At 27.3% G+C, this 19,126-nt stretch carries 18 protein-coding genes; 6 read left to right on the forward strand and 12 right to left on the reverse strand.

Annotated features, from left to right (window positions below):
- Positions 1–145 precede the first annotated feature (145 nt).
- Both BN6774_RS12575 and BN6774_RS12580 read left to right on the forward strand, forming a co-directional pair.
- Positions 146–1,504 (forward strand): Mur ligase family protein, encoded by a 1,359-nt coding sequence (locus tag BN6774_RS12575; protein ID WP_066896660.1) that lies wholly within the window; start codon positions 146–148, stop codon positions 1,502–1,504.
- A gap of 16 nt (positions 1,505–1,520) precedes the next feature.
- Positions 1,521–2,246, forward strand: a complete 726-nt coding sequence (locus BN6774_RS12580) for a type 1 glutamine amidotransferase (protein WP_066894311.1) — start codon at positions 1,521–1,523, stop codon at positions 2,244–2,246.
- Positions 2,247–2,281: 35 nt separating this feature from the next.
- Here the strand turns inward: BN6774_RS12580 and BN6774_RS12585 are convergent, their stop codons facing one another.
- Entirely contained in the window at positions 2,282–3,040 is a 759-nt protein-coding gene (locus BN6774_RS12585; protein ID WP_084767012.1) for a polysaccharide deacetylase family protein, read from the reverse strand.
- Between the two features lie 166 nt (positions 3,041–3,206).
- On the opposite strand from BN6774_RS12585, the gene BN6774_RS12590 reads away from it, so the two are divergent.
- The 3 genes from BN6774_RS12590 to BN6774_RS12600 all read left to right on the forward strand — a co-directional run bounded on the left by BN6774_RS12590 (position 3,207) and on the right by BN6774_RS12600 (position 6,161).
- The gene (locus tag BN6774_RS12590) at positions 3,207–4,505 is read left to right on the forward strand and encodes a D-alanyl-D-alanine carboxypeptidase family protein (protein WP_235829616.1); all 1,299 of its coding nucleotides are present in this window, start codon (positions 3,207–3,209) and stop codon (positions 4,503–4,505) included.
- A 76-nt stretch (positions 4,506–4,581) separates the two neighbouring features.
- The gene (locus BN6774_RS12595; RefSeq protein ID WP_066894315.1) at positions 4,582–5,160 is read left to right on the forward strand and encodes a flavin reductase family protein; all 579 of its coding nucleotides are present in this window, start codon (positions 4,582–4,584) and stop codon (positions 5,158–5,160) included.
- Positions 5,161–5,294: 134 nt separating this feature from the next.
- Positions 5,295–6,161, forward strand: coding sequence for a 50S ribosomal protein L11 methyltransferase (locus BN6774_RS12600; RefSeq protein WP_066894317.1), 867 nt, complete (start codon positions 5,295–5,297; stop codon positions 6,159–6,161).
- A gap of 136 nt (positions 6,162–6,297) precedes the next feature.
- On the opposite strand, the gene BN6774_RS12605 is transcribed toward BN6774_RS12600, so the two are convergent.
- The 4 genes from BN6774_RS12605 to glsA form a co-directional block, all read right to left on the reverse strand.
- Positions 6,298–6,846 (reverse strand): lytic transglycosylase domain-containing protein, encoded by a 549-nt coding sequence (locus tag BN6774_RS12605; RefSeq protein ID WP_066894319.1) that lies wholly within the window; start codon positions 6,844–6,846, stop codon positions 6,298–6,300.
- Positions 6,847–6,856: 10 nt separating this feature from the next.
- Positions 6,857–7,459 (reverse strand): dephospho-CoA kinase, encoded by a 603-nt coding sequence (coaE, locus tag BN6774_RS18645; protein ID WP_066894321.1) that lies wholly within the window; start codon positions 7,457–7,459, stop codon positions 6,857–6,859.
- 15 nt (positions 7,460–7,474) lie between these two features.
- Complete coding sequence (gene polA / locus BN6774_RS12615; protein ID WP_066894323.1) at positions 7,475–10,087, reverse strand: DNA polymerase I; 2,613 nt, start codon at positions 10,085–10,087, stop codon at positions 7,475–7,477.
- A gap of 100 nt (positions 10,088–10,187) precedes the next feature.
- Positions 10,188–11,105, reverse strand: coding sequence for a glutaminase A (gene glsA, locus BN6774_RS12620; RefSeq protein ID WP_066894325.1), 918 nt, complete (start codon positions 11,103–11,105; stop codon positions 10,188–10,190).
- 168 nt (positions 11,106–11,273) lie between these two features.
- On the opposite strand from glsA, the gene BN6774_RS12625 reads away from it, so the two are divergent.
- On the forward strand, positions 11,274–12,506 hold the full coding sequence (locus tag BN6774_RS12625) for an aminopeptidase (RefSeq protein WP_066894327.1): 1,233 nt from the start codon (positions 11,274–11,276) through the stop codon (positions 12,504–12,506).
- Between the two features lie 45 nt (positions 12,507–12,551).
- Here BN6774_RS12625 and BN6774_RS12630 read toward each other — a convergent pair whose 3' ends face one another.
- The 7 genes from BN6774_RS12630 to BN6774_RS12660 all read right to left on the reverse strand — a co-directional run bounded on the left by BN6774_RS12630 (position 12,552) and on the right by BN6774_RS12660 (position 18,944).
- The gene (locus BN6774_RS12630) at positions 12,552–13,040 is read right to left on the reverse strand and encodes a DUF3284 domain-containing protein (protein WP_066894329.1); all 489 of its coding nucleotides are present in this window, start codon (positions 13,038–13,040) and stop codon (positions 12,552–12,554) included.
- A 106-nt stretch (positions 13,041–13,146) separates the two neighbouring features.
- The gene (locus tag BN6774_RS12635; RefSeq protein ID WP_066894330.1) at positions 13,147–13,308 is read right to left on the reverse strand and encodes a small, acid-soluble spore protein, alpha/beta type; all 162 of its coding nucleotides are present in this window, start codon (positions 13,306–13,308) and stop codon (positions 13,147–13,149) included.
- Between the two features lie 87 nt (positions 13,309–13,395).
- Entirely contained in the window at positions 13,396–14,610 is a 1,215-nt protein-coding gene (locus BN6774_RS12640) for an NADP-dependent isocitrate dehydrogenase (RefSeq protein ID WP_066894331.1), read from the reverse strand.
- A 182-nt stretch (positions 14,611–14,792) separates the two neighbouring features.
- Positions 14,793–15,863, reverse strand: coding sequence for a YeiH family protein (locus tag BN6774_RS12645; protein WP_084767014.1), 1,071 nt, complete (start codon positions 15,861–15,863; stop codon positions 14,793–14,795).
- A gap of 35 nt (positions 15,864–15,898) precedes the next feature.
- Positions 15,899–16,789, reverse strand: a complete 891-nt coding sequence (locus BN6774_RS12650) for a LysR family transcriptional regulator (protein ID WP_066894334.1) — start codon at positions 16,787–16,789, stop codon at positions 15,899–15,901.
- Between the two features lie 52 nt (positions 16,790–16,841).
- Positions 16,842–17,126: a hypothetical protein gene (locus BN6774_RS12655; protein WP_066894338.1), complete on the reverse strand. Its 285-nt coding sequence runs from the start codon at positions 17,124–17,126 to the stop codon at positions 16,842–16,844.
- 171 nt (positions 17,127–17,297) lie between these two features.
- On the reverse strand, positions 17,298–18,944 hold the full coding sequence (locus tag BN6774_RS12660) for a peptide ABC transporter substrate-binding protein (protein WP_066894344.1): 1,647 nt from the start codon (positions 18,942–18,944) through the stop codon (positions 17,298–17,300).
- Positions 18,945–19,126 lie beyond the last annotated feature (182 nt).

A 19,126-nucleotide genomic window follows, 5' to 3' on the forward strand; every position in this document is an offset into this window, starting at 1 on the left:
TAATTCTTAATAAAATCTTATCATAACTTTATTTTTAAGTATATAAAGTTATGATATACTATTCATAGTAAAATCAAATATTAGTTTAATCTTTGATTATCTATTGATATTATTGTACATAATATTTGATAAGTATTATAAGGTGGTGAAAAAAATTAGTATTAAATCAACGATAAGCATTATAGCTTCAAAAATTACAATTTTTCTAACAAAAACAATACTAAAGGGGGGAACTACCTTTCCTGGAAAAGTAGCCTTAAAAATAGACAAAAATATTTTAAAAAAGGTTTCCCAAGGTTATAAGGTTGTTTTAGTTACAGGAACTAATGGTAAAACTACTACGACTAGTATGATTTACAATATAGTTAAAGAATCTGGAAAAGAAGCAATAACTAACAATACAGGCGCAAACCTATTTCCAGGAATAGTTACAACCTTTATAGATAACTACAAATTCTTTAATCCTAAGAAAGAATCTTATGCAATCATCGAAGTAGATGAAGCCAATCTAAAGTATATCACTGAATTTATTTCTCCAGAAATAATTACAGTAACGAACCTTTTTAGAGATCAGTTAGATAGATATGGAGAAGTTTATACAACACTTTCTAAAATACTAGAAGGTATAACTCTTTCTCCAAATACTACTTTAGTCTTAAATGGTGATGAATCACTTTTAGGTAAACTAGATCTTCCTAATAAAACTATTTTTTATGGCTTCAATGCTAAGATAAATGAAAATAAAAACATAGAAGTCAATGCAGATGCTAAGTTCTGTAAGTTCTGTAAATCGCCTTATGAGTATAATCATATTACCTATAATCATTTGGGGGATTTTTACTGTACAGGCTGTGGTTTCAAAAGGGCTGATTTAAAATATGCTGTAAATGAAATATTAGAATTGACTCCAGACAGCTCTACTGTTAAGATAAATGACTTAGAAATTACCGTAAGCCAATCAGGGGTTTATAATATTTATAATGCATTATGTGCTTATGCAATTACTAAAGAACTAAATATTGATAATGATTCAATAAAAAAATCATTACAAAATCAAGACTCAAGCTTTGGAAGGCAGGAAGCTTTAAACATCGATGGAAAAGAAGTTAAAATAATATTAGTAAAAAATCCAGCTGGCTATAATCAAGCTTTAGATACTCTTTGTTTAAACAAAGAAAGTTTTTCTACTGCTTTCTTATTAAACGATAACTATGCAGATGGTACAGATGTATCTTGGATTTGGGATGTTGATTTTGAAAAACTCCAAGATTTAAATATTGATGAATTATTTATTTCAGGAATTAGATGTTATGATATGGCAGTAAGACTTAAAATTGCTGGCCTAAATAAAGAAAAGTTTATTATTGAAGAAAGCTTTGATTCATTAACTAATAAAATTAAAAATAGTGCTAATGATAAGATCTATATTCTAGCCACATACACAGCAATGATTAATTATAGAAAACACTTATACTCAAAAGGTTATATTAAAAAGCTTTGGTAAGAAAGGAGGCCTATAAATGGAATTAAATATTTGTCATCTTTATCCTGACTTACTTAATGTTTATGGAGATGTTGGTAATATATTAATATTAAAACATAGAGCAGAAGAAAGAGGTATAAAGGTTAACTTAATAAACTTATCTTTAAATGATGAATTTGATGCAGAAAATACTGATATTCTATTTTTTGGTGGAGGTCAAGATTTTGAGCAATCAATAGTTTCTGATGATTTAAAGACTATAAAAAAGCCTATGCTTAAAAAGTATATTGAAGATGAAAAGGTAGTAATCGCTATTTGTGGTGGATATCAATTATTAGGGAATTATTATATAGCTCCAAATGGAGAAAAAATTGAAGGTCTTGGAATTTTAGATATTTATACTGAAGCTGGAGAAAATCGTTTTATAGGTAATACTGTAATATATAATGAGGATTTTAATGAAACTTATGTAGGTTTTGAAAATCACTCTGGAAGAACATATATTAATGGACTAAAACCTTTAGGCAAATGCCTTCATGGATATGGAAATAATGGTGAAGATGGTTATGAAGGTTGTATTTATAAAAACACTTATTGCAGTTATTTCCATGGTTCTCTTCTATCTAAAAATCCTGAGTTAGCTGATAGATTTTTAAAAATTGCATTATCGAAGAAGTATGGAGAAATTAATTTAGAACCTTTAGACGATACTTTAGAACTTAAAGCAAAAAAAGTAATAATAGATAAGTTAGAAAATAAATAAATAAAATAGCAAGATAAAATTTTTATCTTGCTATTTTATTTATTTAAAACATTAATTTCCTTAAGATATTCAATTTCCCAAGGTTCAATTTCATCTAAAGCTTTAAAGGTATAACCTCTTTCTTTGTAAATATTTATTATATCTTGCAAAGCTTCAACAGTAGACTTTTTCACACCTGAATCATGCATTAATACAACCTCTACATTGTATAATCCCCCTTCATCTCTAACTCTTGATTTTATTAGTTCTGCTGAAACCTCAAAATTTTCTGCGTCTCCAACTGCTATTGTCCAATCAATATAATTCTCACCATCATTTAGTATTTTCCCCTTAATCTTAGATAATACTTCATCGCTACATATTTCATTGTCTGAACCTCCAGGCATCCTTATAAAATTCATTTTCTTATTTCCAATAATTGCATTGATATTTTCTTTACACTTATTTAAATCTTCAAAATAATTATCTTCATTTTTATAAATACCTTTATAATCATGGATATTGCAATGAGGCATTATACACATTTTATTTTCATTTAACTCTTTAATTAAATGAGGATATAAGTTCACAGAATCTCCAACTACAAAAAATGTCCCCCTTATATTATTTTCCTTTAATATTTTAAGAATATCCTTTGTCACATTAATTGATGGTCCATCATCAAAGGTTAAGTAAAGTGTTTTATTTATTTTCTCTGAATACAGAGCTGAAACCTGGATATAATTACTACTAAATGTTACTAGAAAAAAAATTAATAAAATAACAAAATTTCTAAATTTTATTATAATAACCACCTCCTTTATATAATTCTATTTTGTTCAATTATTAAATTTATATTATATGTAATTTAAACCACTTAACAACAAGGTTAATTATTGTTATTATTTATGGTAGATGTTATACTGTAAACAGTGTTAAAGTAAGTATACATAACAATTTAAATTCTAAAGAAATGGGGAGATGAACTTGAAGGTAAAAAACTTATTAAAAACGCTAGCACTTACTCTTTCTGTTTCACTATTAGCTCCACTTGCTAATAAAGTTAGTGCACAAGAGACAAATATTCAAGCTCCAGAAATTATAGGCGAAGCTGCTATAACTATGGACATTAATACAGGTGAAGTTATTTATTCTAAAAATGCTGATTTAAAACTTTCACCTGCAAGTACTACTAAATTAATGACAGCATTACTATTTGCTGAAAACAAATCTAAAGCAGATATGCTCACTTTTTCAGATACGGTTTTAAAGGTAAAGGAAACTTCATTAAATAATTATAAAGCTTTAAAATCTGGTGATAAGATATCAGCAGAAGATACTATGAAAGCAGTATTAATTTTCTCTGCAAATGATACAGCTTATTTAATGGCAGAATCTGTTGGTGGAACAGTAGACAATTTCATTAATATGATGAATGAAAAAGCTGCTGAACTAGGTCTTAAGGATACTCACTTTGTTAATCCTTCCGGCCTTGAAATAGACCCTTTAAACCCAAGTAATACGGAAGTTAATCAAACTACAGCTTATGATTTAGCTAAGCTTGGTATTGCTGCATTTAATAATGAATGGGTTAGAGATACTATATCACCTAAAAATATTGATACTACCATTAATTTATCCGGTTCTCCAATGCAAATAGAATCTAGAAATAAAATTCTTGGTAAATATGGCAATATAGGTGGTAAAACTGGTACAGAAGAATTAGCTGGTCATTGTTTTGTTGGTTTCTTTGAAAAGGATGGAAGAGATTTAGTCACAGTAGTTCTTAAATCTGAATATGGTGCAACTGGTCTTAATGTCTTTGAAGATACAGAAAAAATAGCAAACTACAGTTATAGTGCAGAAAAAGAAGTGTTTAAAAATGCTGGTGACGAAGTAGGTACTATAGACTTAACTTATAAGACTTTTAGATTCTTTGGACCCGAAAAACAAATAACTGCTCCTATATATGTGAATGAAAATGTAGAATATTATAAAAATGATTTTAATGATAAAAATGCTACTATTTCTTATAATGGTGATATAAAAGATGCGTGGAAATTAAGTGGCAATAAGGAAGTTACATTAACTTATTCAACACCTAGTTACTCACAAGATGTTACTGGAACAATTAAAATTTCAGCTATGGAACTTCTTAAAGCCAACTTACCATTGTACTTACTATCATTATTAATTATAGTTATTATATTAGTTTTAGTATTATTTATTATTAGAATAATTAATACTAGAAAAAGAAGAAGTAGAAGAAGATATTATTAATAGTTTATAGGTAGGTTTAGTTACTAAATCTACCTTATCTTTTTCAAAAATTATATAGTTAAAGAAAGGATATATTATGAAAAAGAAAAATTTTAAAGGAAGTGTAATGTTAAACCCAACCCCTGTCGTTGTGGTTACTAGTAAAAATAAAGAGGATAAGGTGAATGCCTTTACTGTAGGATGGATTAGTACAGTTTGTACAAAAGAACCTATCTTAGCTATGGGGGTAAGACCTGAACGCTTATCTTATGAATATATTAAGGAAAGTGGAGAATGTGTTATTAATTTACCTTCAAGAGATATGGTGAAATTTGTTGATTACTGCGGTGTAGTATCAGGAAGAAAAATTGATAAAATTAAACACTTTGGTTATAAATTAAATGAAGGAGTCTCTATAAGTACACCATCAATAGACTTAGCTCCTGTAGCTCTTGAATGTAAAGTAAAAAGTATAACTCCCCTTGGAACTCATGACTTGTTTTTACTAGATGTTATTAATGTTAAGGTAAATGAAGATATTATTGATGATAAAGGAAAAATTTGCTTTAATAAAGCAAATCTTATTTGTTATAACCATGGCGAATACTTTGGATTAAATGCAAAACCTTTAGGTTCCTTTGGATATTCAATAAAAAAGAAAAAAAGAAAAAAATAAAATTTATTTATGGATAAAATTACATACAAAAATTTATAATTATTTTTACATAATTCCAATAGCTTCCTTGACATTAGCTGAAAATCTATCTATACTCTATAATGTTATAATTAATTAGTTCGGGGGATTAAGCTATGTTTATATTAACTTATAATATTGGATTTAAAGCACTAGATGAAAAAATAGAAATATTACAAATTAACGATATCTTCAATGTTTTTTATGAAAGCCCTTTAGAAATAACAACTGATGAATATGGATATGGCTATTTCGAAAAAGAAGTTAATTCAATTGAAATAAAAATTGCTTATGATGAAGATAAAGATTACTTAGAATCATTTAAGGAAAAGGTTTCTTCATTACTAAATAGTGACTGTATTTCTGTTGAGGAAGTTAATTATGATTATGAAAATTATGACTTTCCTACTATTAAAATTAATGATAACTGGGTACTAGCATCCCCTAATGATGATATTTGTGATAAAAATATAAGTAAAATTTCTTTCATATCTCAAGGTGCTTTTGGTACAGGTTTGCATGAAACAACTAAAGACTTATTAAATATTATTTTAACCAAAATTGATTTAACTGATAAAAAAGTTTTGGATATAGGAACTGGATCTGGTATTTTATCTATTGCTTCTGCAATAATTGGTGCTTCTAAGGTTACAGCTTTAGATATTAGAGATGTTAAAGGCGAAGTAAATTTAAACGCTTCATTAAACGGAATTTATAATATAGAAACTCTAATTGGAAATGCTCTTAACGGAGAAATAACAATTAATGATAAGTTTGATTGGATTTACATAAATATAGGCGGAGAAGAAACTGAATTATTTATGGAATTTATAAAGGATCACTTATTGAATAATGGTAAGATTTTAGTATCTGGTTTAGTTGAATGGAGCTTTGATAAAGTAAAATCTATAGTTGAAAGTCATGGATTTAAATTAGAAGAGAAATATCAAACTAACGAATGGATAACTGCAATTTTCAATTAAATTTGAAAATTTAAAAACTCAAAATTATAAATATAATTTATTCCAAAATAATAAAAAGTAATTTAAGGACTATGATACTAAAAGTAAAAGATATTGCTTTTAGTGTCATAGTCCTATTTAAATTAAAAATCAGTGATTATTTATTATATAAATACTTATATATGTTATAATTCGCCTTTACCTTATCTACATATTTTTTTGTTTCTGGAAAAGGAATGTAATCTAAAGTCTCTCCATCCTCAGAATATTCTTCATGATTTAGCCACTTATTAACATTACCACTTCCACCATTATAAGCAGCTAAAACTAAATCTAAGTCATCATCAAATTCTTTTTCTAAGTTTTTTAAATACCAACATCCCATTCTTATATTTAGCTCTGGATCAAAAAGCATTGAGGTTAAAAAATAATTAATATCTAGCTCTTTTGCTACCCATTCCCCAGTAGTATCCATTATTTGCATTAATCCTTTAGCATCTTTTTTAGATACTGCAGATTTATCAAAATTACTCTCCGTCTTTATTACTGCTAAAACAAGATAAGGATCTAATTCATATTCCTCGCTATATTTATCTACATATTCACCATATTTATAAGGATATACATATTTTTTCATTGCAAACATAAATCCAAAATAAGCTATAAGTACTGCAATTAAAATAGTTAATATACGCTTAAATTTCATCCTTTTCTCCTTACTTATTAATTACATTTAAAAAATCTATTACCTTATCTACCTGCTCTTTAGTTTTTAATAAGTCTCCATTATTATCTATAATTATGTGAGCATAATCTCTTTTTTTATCTAATGATAATTGAGAATTCAATCTATTTATAGCTTCATCTCTAGATAATCTATCTCTATTTTTTAATCTAATAACTTGTGTATTGTTATCAACCCAAACAACTATTATATAATCCATATTATTATGAAGATCATTTTCTATTAAAGTTGGAGCATCAAGGACAATTAGTTTCTCACCTTTTTTTTCATACTCTTCTATTGCCTTAAATATTTCACTCTTAATATATGGCATTATAATTTCCTCATATTTTTTTCTTTGCTTTGGAAACCTAAAAATATGATTTCCAAATTCTCGTCTTCTAAATTCGCCTCTCCAGTCAAAAAAGCCTGTTCCAAATTCTATTTTTATTTTATCTATTATCTCTGGATATTTTACTAATACATCTCTTGCTATATTATCAGCATCAATTACTGTAAATCCTTTATTAATAAGCATTTTTGATACAGTGCTTTTTCCTGAACCAATACCTCCTGTTAACCCTATTTTTATCATTTTTACTAGGCCCCCCTATTTAGCTTCATACCATGTATTTCCTGTATTAATATCTACCTCTAAAGGTACATTCATATCTAATACCTTTTCCATCTCATTTTTAACTATATTTTGTACTTGCTCTAGCTCATCTTTTTTAACATTCAATATAAGTTCATCATGAACTTGTAAAATAATCTTACTTTTCAATTCTTTTTCCTTTAATGTGTTATAAACATTAACCATTGCTAACTTAATAATATCAGCAGCACTTCCTTGTATAGGTGCATTCATAGCAAGTCTTTCCCCCAAAGCTTTAACTATTTTATTAGAAGACTTTATCTCTGGTATAAACCTTCTTCTATTTAAAATAGTTAGAACAAAACCATTTTCCTTAGCTTCATCTATTAAACTATCTAAATAACCTTTTATTTTAGGATATCTATCAAAATATATTTCCATATATTCTGAAGCCTCTTTTTTAGTTATATGTAAATCTTGTGAAAGACTAAAATCACTTATTCCATATACTATTCCAAAATTAACAGCCTTAGCCCTACTTCTCATTAATGGAGTAACCTCTTCTAATGGAACTTTAAATACTTCAGAAGCAGTTTTTCTATGAATATCACTATGATGTTTAAATCCCTCTATCATATTTTTATCTTTAGATAATTCCGCTAAAACTCTAAGCTCAATTTGAGAATAATCACAAGACAATAATATATCTTCTTCTTCATTAGGTATAAATACCTTCCTTATTTCTCTTCCCATTTCATATTTTATAGGTATATTTTGAAGATTAGGCTCTGTACTTGATAATCTCCCTGTAGTAGTAACTGTTTGATTGAAGGTTGAATGTATTTTTCCATCAACATCTACAACATTTTTAAGTCCTTCCACGTAAGTAGAATTAAGTTTTGTTATTTGCCTATAATAAGTAATCTTAGGTATTATCTCATGTTTATCTTGAAGCTTTTCTAAAACTTCTGCATTAGTTGAATATCCTGTTTTTGTTTTCTTAATAACTGGTAAATCTAATTTTTCAAATAAGATTTTACCTAATTGCTTTGGAGAATTAATATTAAATTCTTCCTCTGCTAAATCAAAGATTTCTTTTTCAGTTGTTTTTATTTCTTCTTTAAATTTTACTGCTAAATCATTAAGCATATCTTGATTTATGTTAAAACCTAAAGATTCCATGGAAGATAAAACAAATATTAAAGGATGCTCAACTTTATAATAAAGTTCTTCCATATTTTCTTCTTTAATCTTAATACTAAGTATATTATAAATTTCTTCAAGCTTGCTATTTATTTTACACTTAAATCCATCATCATTTCCTTTAACATCTTCTCCAAGATATTCATTAATTAATGATAATAAATCATAAGAGTTTCTTGCTGAGTTTATTAAATAAGCAGCAATTGCTGTATCAAATTCAAAACCTTCAATTGCAATATCTAATTTATTTAGTATTGTAATTAGAGATTTTCCATCATGAATAACCTTTTTAATATCCTTATTTTCCATTATATTTTTCAAAGCTAAATAAGAAGTTTCTTTATCTTCTTTTACTAATTCATCAAACTTTATATAATGATTTTCTTTATTAAAGGATATATTTATATTAACTAATTGAATTTCTGAATACTTCTCACTATTTTTCACTTCATAAGTGATATAAATTCTATCTTTTAGAAAATTAGCTAAATCTAAAAAATCCTTACAGTTATCTATATACTTAATATCTATATTTTCACTCTGCTCTTCTTCTATATCCTCACCTTTTGAGATTTTATCTAACATGGACTTCATTTGTAACTTTAAGAGAAGTTTTTTTAATCCTTCTCTATTATAAGAATCTTGGCTTTTAATTTCTTCTAAATCAAATTCTATTGGTACCTCTGTTATTATAGTTGCTAGCTTTTTACTAAATATAGCCTGTTCTCTATATGTTTCTAAATTTTCTTTTAATTTCTTCCCACTAATATTATCTATATTATTTAATACTTCTTCAATAGAACCATAAGTTTGAATTAATTTATATGCTGTTTTTTCACCAACTCCAGGAACTCCTGGAATATTGTCAGACTTATCTCCCATAAGCCCTTTAACATCTATAAATTGAGTAGGAGTAACTCCAAATTCATCAACAAAGCTTTTATAGTTATATGTTGCAGTTTCAGTTACACCTTTTTTAGTTATAACTACATTTATATTTTCAGATGCTAATTGAAGAGCATCCCTATCTCCTGTAACTATAAAAACTTCTATATTATTTTTTTCAGCATGCTTTGCTAAAGAACCAATAATATCATCAGCTTCAAAACCATCCAATTCATATTTTGTAATTGATAATAATTCTAACAAATCCTTTATAATAGGAAATTGCTCCGCAAGTTCTGGTGGCATTTTTTTTCTTCCTGCTTTGTAATCTTCATATTCCTTATGTCTAAAAGTAGGACCTTTTTTATCAAAGGCTGCTACAATATAATCTGGTTTTAATTCTTCTTTCATCTTAAATAACATATTTACAAATCCATAAACTGCATTTGTATGAATACCCTCAGAAGTTGTAAGCTCTGGAATTGCATAAAATGCTCTATTTAAAAGGGCATTTGAATCTAAAATTAATAATCTTTCCATTTTTTCCTCCAAATTAAGGCGTTAATTCCTTAAAGCTATTTTTAATATAAATTATACTATTATTAATGAAATAAATCATTACATTTTAATTAATACTAAATTAAAAAATACTTAGATCTAATTCCTTTGATAAATCCTTAATTAAATTAATTCCTGCTATACTATTTCCTTTTTCATCAAGAGATGGGCCATAGATTCCAATACCATACTTTCTTGGTACAGTAGCTATTATTCCCCCTCCAACACCTGATTTAGCTGGAATTCCAACATTTACAGCAAAGTCTCCAGATGCATCGTACATACCACAAGTAACCATTATTGTTTTAACTATTCTGCATACTTCCTTAGGAATAAACTTTTCATTAGTCCATGGAATAACTCCATCATTAGCAAGCACTACCCCAAATCTAGCTAAGTCTCTAGCTGTTAACTCTATAGAACATTGTTTGAAATATAAATCTAAGACCTCTTCTACATCACATTCTAAAACTCCAGTACTCTTCATAAAATATGCTAAAGCTCTATTTCTATTTCCAGTTTCCTTTTCTGATAAATATACTCTTTCATTAACTGAAATATCATCATTATTTGTTACTGTTCTCATGAAATCTAATATTTTTTCAAGTTTTTCATCTACATCTTTTCCATCTATTAATGAAGTAGTTACTATGGCACCTGCGTTTATCATTGGATTATATGGCTTTCCGCTATCCCTAGCTTCTAAGTTAACTATTGAATTAAATCCCATACCTGTTGGTTCTACATCTACTTTTTTAAACACATTATGTCTTCCATTATCTCTTATAGCTAGAATAAGACTAACAATCTTAGATATACTTTGCATAGTAAATTTCTTATTATAATCTCCCGAATAATATTCTTTTCCTCTTGAATCTACCACATATATTCCAAGCTCATTTGGATTTGCCTCACTTAATGCAGGAATATAAGATGCAACCTTTCCTTCTTTACCATATTCTCTATTTTTTTCTACTAGTGTATTTAACAAACTAAACATAAAGCTTCACCTCTTATTTTCCTATGATTATTGCAATTTATATTATATTAATATTTATTATTATAGACAAGAAATTTTATACTTATATATTTTTACTAGACTATTTTACTATATTATGTAAGAATAAATTATATAGTAAGTATAAAATATAATCTAGAGGTGATTTTAATGGATATGAAAAATATGTTAGAAAAATATGCAAAATTAGCAGTTAAAAAGGGTGTTAACTTACAAAAAAACCAAGTATTATTAGTTAATTCCCCTGTAGAATGTATAGATTTTGCAAGAGCCATAGCCAAAGTTGCTTATGAAGAAGGTGCAAAAGAAGTTATTGTTCACTATGGCGATCAAAATATACAAAGACTTAAACTTGAGCATGCTTCAATTGATACTTTAAAAGAAGTACCTAATTGGCTTTCTGAATCCTATAATTCTTATGCAAGAGAGGGTTGTTGTGTTATTTCTATTTCTGCTTCTGATCCAGATGCTTATAAAGGAATTCCAATGGAAAAAATATCTTCATATCAAAAAAGTAGACAAATAGCTTTAAATGAATATTATGAATACTCTATGTCAAATAAAATTCGTTGGACAGTTGTTTCAGTACCAACTGAAGCTTGGGCATTAAAAGTATTTGAAGGTTCAACTTCTAAGGAAGCTATAGAAAAACTTTGGAATGTAATTTTTAATGTTGTAAGATTAGATAAAGAAGATCCTATTAAAGCTTGGGATGAACATAATGCTAAAATAGCTGAAAAGCTAGAATTTTTAAATAATAGCAAATTTAAAACATTACATTATACAAACTCTAACGGAACAGACTTAACTATTGAATTGCCAGAGGAACACATTTGGCTTGGAGGCTCTGAAAAATGTAATTTAGGAATAGAATTTAATGCTAACATGCCAACTGAAGAAGTATTCACACTACCGAAAAAGAATGGAGTCAATGGTACAGTTACTTCTTCTAAACCTTTAAGCTACGGTGGTAATTTAATTAATGATTTTTCCTTAACTTTTAAAGATGGAAAAGTAATAGACTTCAACGCAAAAGAAGGTTATGAAACATTAAAGGATTTATTGGAAAATGATGAAGGAGCTAGTTATTTAGGAGAAGTTGCTTTAGTTCCTTTTGACTCCCCTATTTCTAATTCAAATTTAATTTTTTATAATACATTATTTGATGAAAATGCGGCTTGCCACTTAGCCTTTGGTAAGGCTTATCCAACTTGTTTAATTAATGGAGATAATTTAAACAAAGAGGCACTTTCTAAAAAAGGTGCTAACGATTCTATAATACATGTTGATTTTATGATAGGAACAAACGATTTAAACATAATTGGCTATACTTATGATAATAAGGAAATTGAAATATTTAGAAATGGTAATTGGGCATTTTAATATCTAAAAATAAGCTGCTATACTTTAAAGTATAGCAGCTTTACATTATTCTAAATTCATTTCATTTATATTATCATCTGTTTCTTCTAATTTTTTACTTCCTTTATCTCTTCTTTCAACTTCACTTTCAATTACTTCCTTAATATTATTAGCCTTATTTTTTAGTTTCTTTTTAGCACTAAGTTTTTCAAATAATAAAGTTATCCAAGAAGTAAAACCTTTAACGTTTTGCATTTCACTTAAGTATATTTCTGTTGTATTTTCATCTATCTCACTAAATTCATATCTTGAAATATAGCTATCTTCATTTATTGTATTAGTAACCTCATACAATTTATTTTTCTCATAACCAGTAACAGTAGTAATCATTTCTATCTTTTGCTTAGCAACATATTTTATTGTTCTTTTATTGCTACAACCTACAGGATCTTTATCATTAAATTTAGGAATCTCTCTTTTATTTAAGTCTATAAAAACTTTAAAAGTCCTTTCTAATGGATGGTTTATAACTACTTTTATATTATAATTACTCAATTCTAATCCCCCTTGTTTTAAATCCTTATAATAGTATTATTACATTTTTTTAAGAAAATAGCTATAAAAAAAATAAAAGGATTACATATCCTTTTATTTTTTCATTCTAATTATCTTCTTTTCTAGGCTTATCTTTTCCAAGTTTTCTAGATTCCTTTGAGTATCCAACTTCATCGGCAGTTTCTACTTGCATTTTCCTTAATTCAGCCTTAGTTTTTTGACCTGATTTTTTATTTTTCTTTGAATTTTTATTATTTTTATGAGACATAAAAACACCTCCAAAGATAGTGTTAATTTATATGAATCTTTTTATTCTAGGAAAAAAGTAGTTACGAAAATCGTAACTACTTTAATATTAATTATTATATATTTTCTCTAATCTTATTCTTATTTCTTTTATAAAATCTTTAGAATTCATTACTTTTACATTATCTAAATCTGACAATAAGGCTAAATCCTTAGTCATATATCCTTCGTTTATGGTTTGTAGAGAGGCTCTTTCTAAGTTATTAGCAAATTCAATTAACTCATTGTTATTATCCATCTCTCCCCTTTTCCTTAAAGCTCCTGACCAAGCAAATATAGTTGCCATAGAGTTGGTAGACGTGTCTTTTCCTTTTAGATAATTATAATAATGTCTTTGAACTGTTCCATGTGCAGCTTCATACTCATAATAACCATCTGGTGATACTAATACAGATGTCATCATTGCTAAAGAACCAAATGCTGTAGCAACCATATCACTCATTACGTCACCATCATAATTTTTACATGCCCAAATATATCCACCTTGTGATTTTACAACTCTAGCTATAGCATCATCTATTAATGTATAAAAATACTCTATGTTAAGTTCTTTAAATTTTTCTTTATATTCAGCATCAAATATCTCTTGAAAAATATCCTTAAATGTATGGTCATATTTCTTTGAAATAGTATCTTTAGTTGCAAACCATAAATCTTGCTTTGTATCTATTGCAAAATTAAAACAACTTCTTGCAAAGCTTTCTATAGACTTATTTAGGTTATGCATTCCTAAAATTACTCCACCATCCTTAAAATCATGAATCAATTCACGTTTTTCTTTACCATTTTCATCAGTAAAAACAATTTCTGCTTTTCCTTTACCTTCTACCTTCATTTCAACATCCTTATAAACATCACCATAAGCATGTCTTGCTATTGTTATTGGTTTTTCCCAAGTTCTAACATAAGGCTTAATAGAATCTACAATAATAGGTGCTCTAAACACTGTTCCATCTAAAATAGATCTAATAGTTCCGTTAGGGCTTTTCCACATTTCCTTTAAATTATACTCTTTAACTCTTTCTGCATTTGGAGTTATAGTTGCACATTTTACTCCTACACCATACTTTTTTATAGCTTCTGCTGCTAAAGTTGTAACTTTATCATTAGTTTCGTTTCTATGCTCTAAACCTAAATCATAGTATTCAGTTTTTAATTCAATAAAAGGATTTAATAATTCTTCTTTGATTATGCCCCATAAAATCCTTGTCATTTCATCCCCATCCATTTCAACTAATGGATTTATCATATTAATTTTCTTCATTTTTAGCCCCCCATATCATTTTAATAAATAAATTATACCTTATAAGCTATGTTTTTACAATTATCTTTAATTTTTGAAATAAAAAAGGGATTGTATTAAACAATCCCATCCTTATTTCATAATTATTTATCTTATAAGATATTAAAAGTCCCATTAAAGTCGTTAAACTCTAAAAAATATACTTAAATAAAAATACTTATGAGCACTATAGCAAATATTATTTGACAAACTCCTACAGCTCCACCGTATAACATTGCTAAAGGTCCTTCTTTAACTAAATCTCCGATTTTAACTCTCATACCTATACCAGCAAGTGCTATTATTTCAAAATTTCCACTTATCCATTTAAATATTTTTGAAATTGATTGTGGTACAAAACCAACAGTATATAAAACACAAATTATAAAAAATCCTGTTATAAACCATGGAATATTGAATTTTCTTTTCTTTTCTACTGCAACTTCTTCCATTGCTTGATCTTGTTTTTCCTCTTTATCTAACTCTATCTTTTCAAATATTATAACTACAGCTACTAATAATATTATTCTTATAATCTTAAATACTGTTGCTAACTTAACTACATCATCAGAAACAAATTTAGCAGAGCCAATTACTTGTCCAACCGATTGTAGTATACCTCCCATCATTGCTGATGTATGTAATGTTTCATGATTATATAATGCCAAAGTTATTGCTGGTAATAAAATCATAAGTATAGTACCAATTACATTAACGATTGTAATAGAAATAACTTTATCCGAATCACTTGCTTTAATAACTGGTGCTGTTGCCCCTATAGCTGAAGAACCACAAACTGCGTTTCCAGAAGCCATTAATAAGCAATATTTTTCATTAAACTTTAGCTTTCTTCCTATCCAATAAGCTGCAATTATAGTTAAAGTCATTTGTAAAACTATAAAAATAAGTCCATTAAATCCTAATCCTAAAATTTCACTTAAATTAATATTTGCTCCCATTAAAACAATAGAATAATTTAAAAGATCTTTTTCTGCAAATTTAGTTCCATCATCATACTTTTTACCTTTAAACATAGTATTTCCAACAAATATTCCTATGAAAATTGCAAAAGTTGCCGCTCCTACCGTGGAAAACTTTTTACCAAGAACCTCTGATATTATTCCAATAATTAAACAGATTACCAATCCTGGTAATAATTTTTTTAATTTTTTCAAAACTAACACCTCAATATCTATAATTTTTTCACTAGAATTTATTATAGATATTATTAGCATAAAATAAAAATACTATTATTTTATTATTATAATAACTATTTACCTATATAAAATTTTTTTGTGTATTCAATAAAAGTTTTCATATTATTAGATATAAACTTATCATTGTGACTTATTAAGTATAAATCTCTTTCTATTTTCCCTTCTAATAGTCTAAACATATATAATTCACCACTTTTAACCTTATCTTCTACAACTCTATAAGATAAACATCCTACCCCTAAATTAGCTTCTACAGTTTTCTTTATAGCCTCAGTATTTCCAAGTTCTAAAAAAGTAGTAAATTTAACTTTATTCTTTTTTAGAAATAGTTCCGTATGTTCCCTTGTCCCACTACCTTCTTCTCTCATAATTAATTTTTCATTTTCAAGAACCCTACCTTCTATTTCATCATAATTCCTTAAATTATTCTTATCTCCACATATAAATACTAATTCATCCTTCCATATTATTTCTCTTTCTATTTCTTCAGAATGAATATCACCTTCTACATAAGCAAAATCTACTTTATTTTCTAAAATTAACTTTTCTATATTTTTAGTATTTTCAATAATCAATGATATTTCTATATCTTTATATTTACTTGAAAATTCTTTTATTATTTCTGGAAGTATATATATTCCTATAGTTGTACTAGCTCCTATAACTATTCTTCCTTTTTCATTTAAATTAAAATCTCTAATAGTTTTTACTCCCTCATCATATAAATTAAGAATTCTTCTTGTATAATTTAAAAAAACCTCTCCCTCATGTGTTAAAAATAATTTTTTCCCTATTCTATCAAAAAGTTTAACTCCAAGTTCAGCTTCTAACTCATTTATACTTTGACTAATTGATGGCTGACTTATATACATCTCTTTTGCAACCTTCGTCATATTTAAATACATTGCTGTTTCATAAAATATTTTTAGCTTTCTAAAATTCAAATTTTTTCTCCCCTTTAAATAAAACTCAGCCTAAGCTGAGTTTATTAAATATCTATTTATCTACATCCTCGTAATCAACATCAATGACTTCTCCCACAGAATCATCAACATTTTCCATACTTTCATTATTATAACTTGTTTTATATTCATATGTATAGTTAATTGTCCTCTTTTTTTCACTTTTTCTATCTATATATCCTTTAATTTTAAATATAATATAGATAACTAATAATATTGGAAGTAAGAATAATAGAATTTTAAAAGCTAGAACTCCTACTATACCTATTATTAATATTGTACTCACTATAAATAACCAGGATTTAATCTTATCACTCATATCAATTACCTCTTTAATTAATAATATTATTTTTCTCTAACTTGAGGTCATTATACCATAAAATATAATTTTTTTCAATAAGAGATATATATTATCGTTTAAAAAGTTTAATTATACCCTTTAATTTTATGAATAGAAAAGGACCGTACTAAGTACAGTCCTTTAAATATATTATTTTTCTTCAATATAAGCCTTATCAAAGAATACATGTCCTAAAGTAGAAACTCTAACACCCTTAACTTCTGGTTTAGCTCCCTTAACCTTAGTGTAGTAATATAATGGGATAATTGGCATATCAGCCATTACCATATCTTCGGCCTTTTTCATTATATCCCATCTCTTTTCTAAGTCAGCTTCTTTCTTAGCATCATTAACTAGCTTATCATATTCAGGATTTGAATATCCAGCATCGTTGTTTCCTCCACCAGTTACCCATAAATCTAAGAATGTCATTGGGTCAACATAGTCTCCTGACCAACCGTGTCTAGCTATTTCATAACCACCTTGTTGTCTAGTATTTAAGAATACTTTCCATTCTTGGTTAGTTAATTCAACATTAACACCTATTTTTGCCCAGTCTTGTTGTATAGCTTGAGCTACTAATTTATGAGCTCCTTCAGTATTGTACATGAATTCTAAAGTTGGAAGACCTTCTCCATTTGGATATCCAGCTTCTGCTAATAACTTCTTAGTTTCTTCTATATTAGCCTTATTTGCATCATAGTATTCTCTATCTGCAAAATCTTCTCCCTTATCATTTAAAATTCCCTTTGGAACAAAACTATATGCAGGAATTTGTCCAGATTTAGTAACATTATCAGTAATTGCTTTTCTATCTATAGCTATTGCTAAAGCTTTTCTAACTTTTACATTGCTTAATACTTTTTTAACATCTTCTGGTAATGTTGATTGTTTACCAACATTAAATACTAACATATAAGTTGCAAGGTTTGGATAAATTGTAACTAAACCTTCTTCTTTTCCTGCTGCAATTTCTGCTGCTGGAACAGTATCAACCATATCAAACTCACCTGATTTTAAAGATGCGTAAGCAGTATTTTCATCAGTAACTAATTTAAAAACAAGTCCTGGAAGTTTAATTTCTTTAGCATTCCAATACTCTTTATTCTTTTCAAATACTAATTGATCTTTTAAATCCCATTGAACTAATTTGAAAGGTCCATTTGAAACATAAGTTTCAGGATTAGTTGCCCATCCTTCTGGATCAGCTGTAACTATATCTTCTCTTTCTGGGAAGTAAGTTGTAAATGCTGTAAGTTCTGGGAAGTAAGCTGTTGGAGCTTCTAAAGTTACTTTTATAGTATGATCATCTACTACTTCAATACCTAACTCTTCTCTAGTAGCTTGTCCATTATAGAACTTTTCTGCATTTTTTATATAATATAATTGATAGCTATATTCTGCTGCTGTTTCTTTAGTTAATGCTCTAACCCATGAAAATTCAAAGTCTTTTGCAGTAACAGGCTCTCCATCTGACCATTTAGCATTCTTTCTTAAATGGAAAGTATATTCTAATTTATCATCAGAAACATCCATTTTTTCAGCAACTCCTGGAACTGCCTTTTCATTTTCATCAAGTCTCATTAATCCTTCAAAAGCATTTTCTATAATAGTTCCAGCATCTGATGCAGTATTTAATGTAGGATCTATTGTTTCTGGATCTGCTCCTAAATTATAAATTAAATTTCTTCCACTTTCTGCTGCTCCACCACTCTTTCCACAGCCTGCAAAAACAGACATTCCAAGAGCTAGAGTTAGTGCTACAGCACAAATTTTTCTTAGCTTATTGCTTTTCATTAAAATTTCCCCCTTAATATTATGTTTATATAAATTTTATTTATTAACCCCAATAAATTTATCTGTTAGTAAATTAACTTTTATATCCTTTTAAGTAAATATATATCTTTATTTATATTTTTTATAAATCTAGTTAATATTTCCTTATACAGATATTATCTTATAAATTTAATAATGTCAAT

It is taken from the genome of Clostridium nigeriense (genome assembly GCF_900086595.1).
GTDB lineage: Bacteria > Bacillota > Clostridia > Clostridiales > Clostridiaceae > Clostridium > Clostridium nigeriense.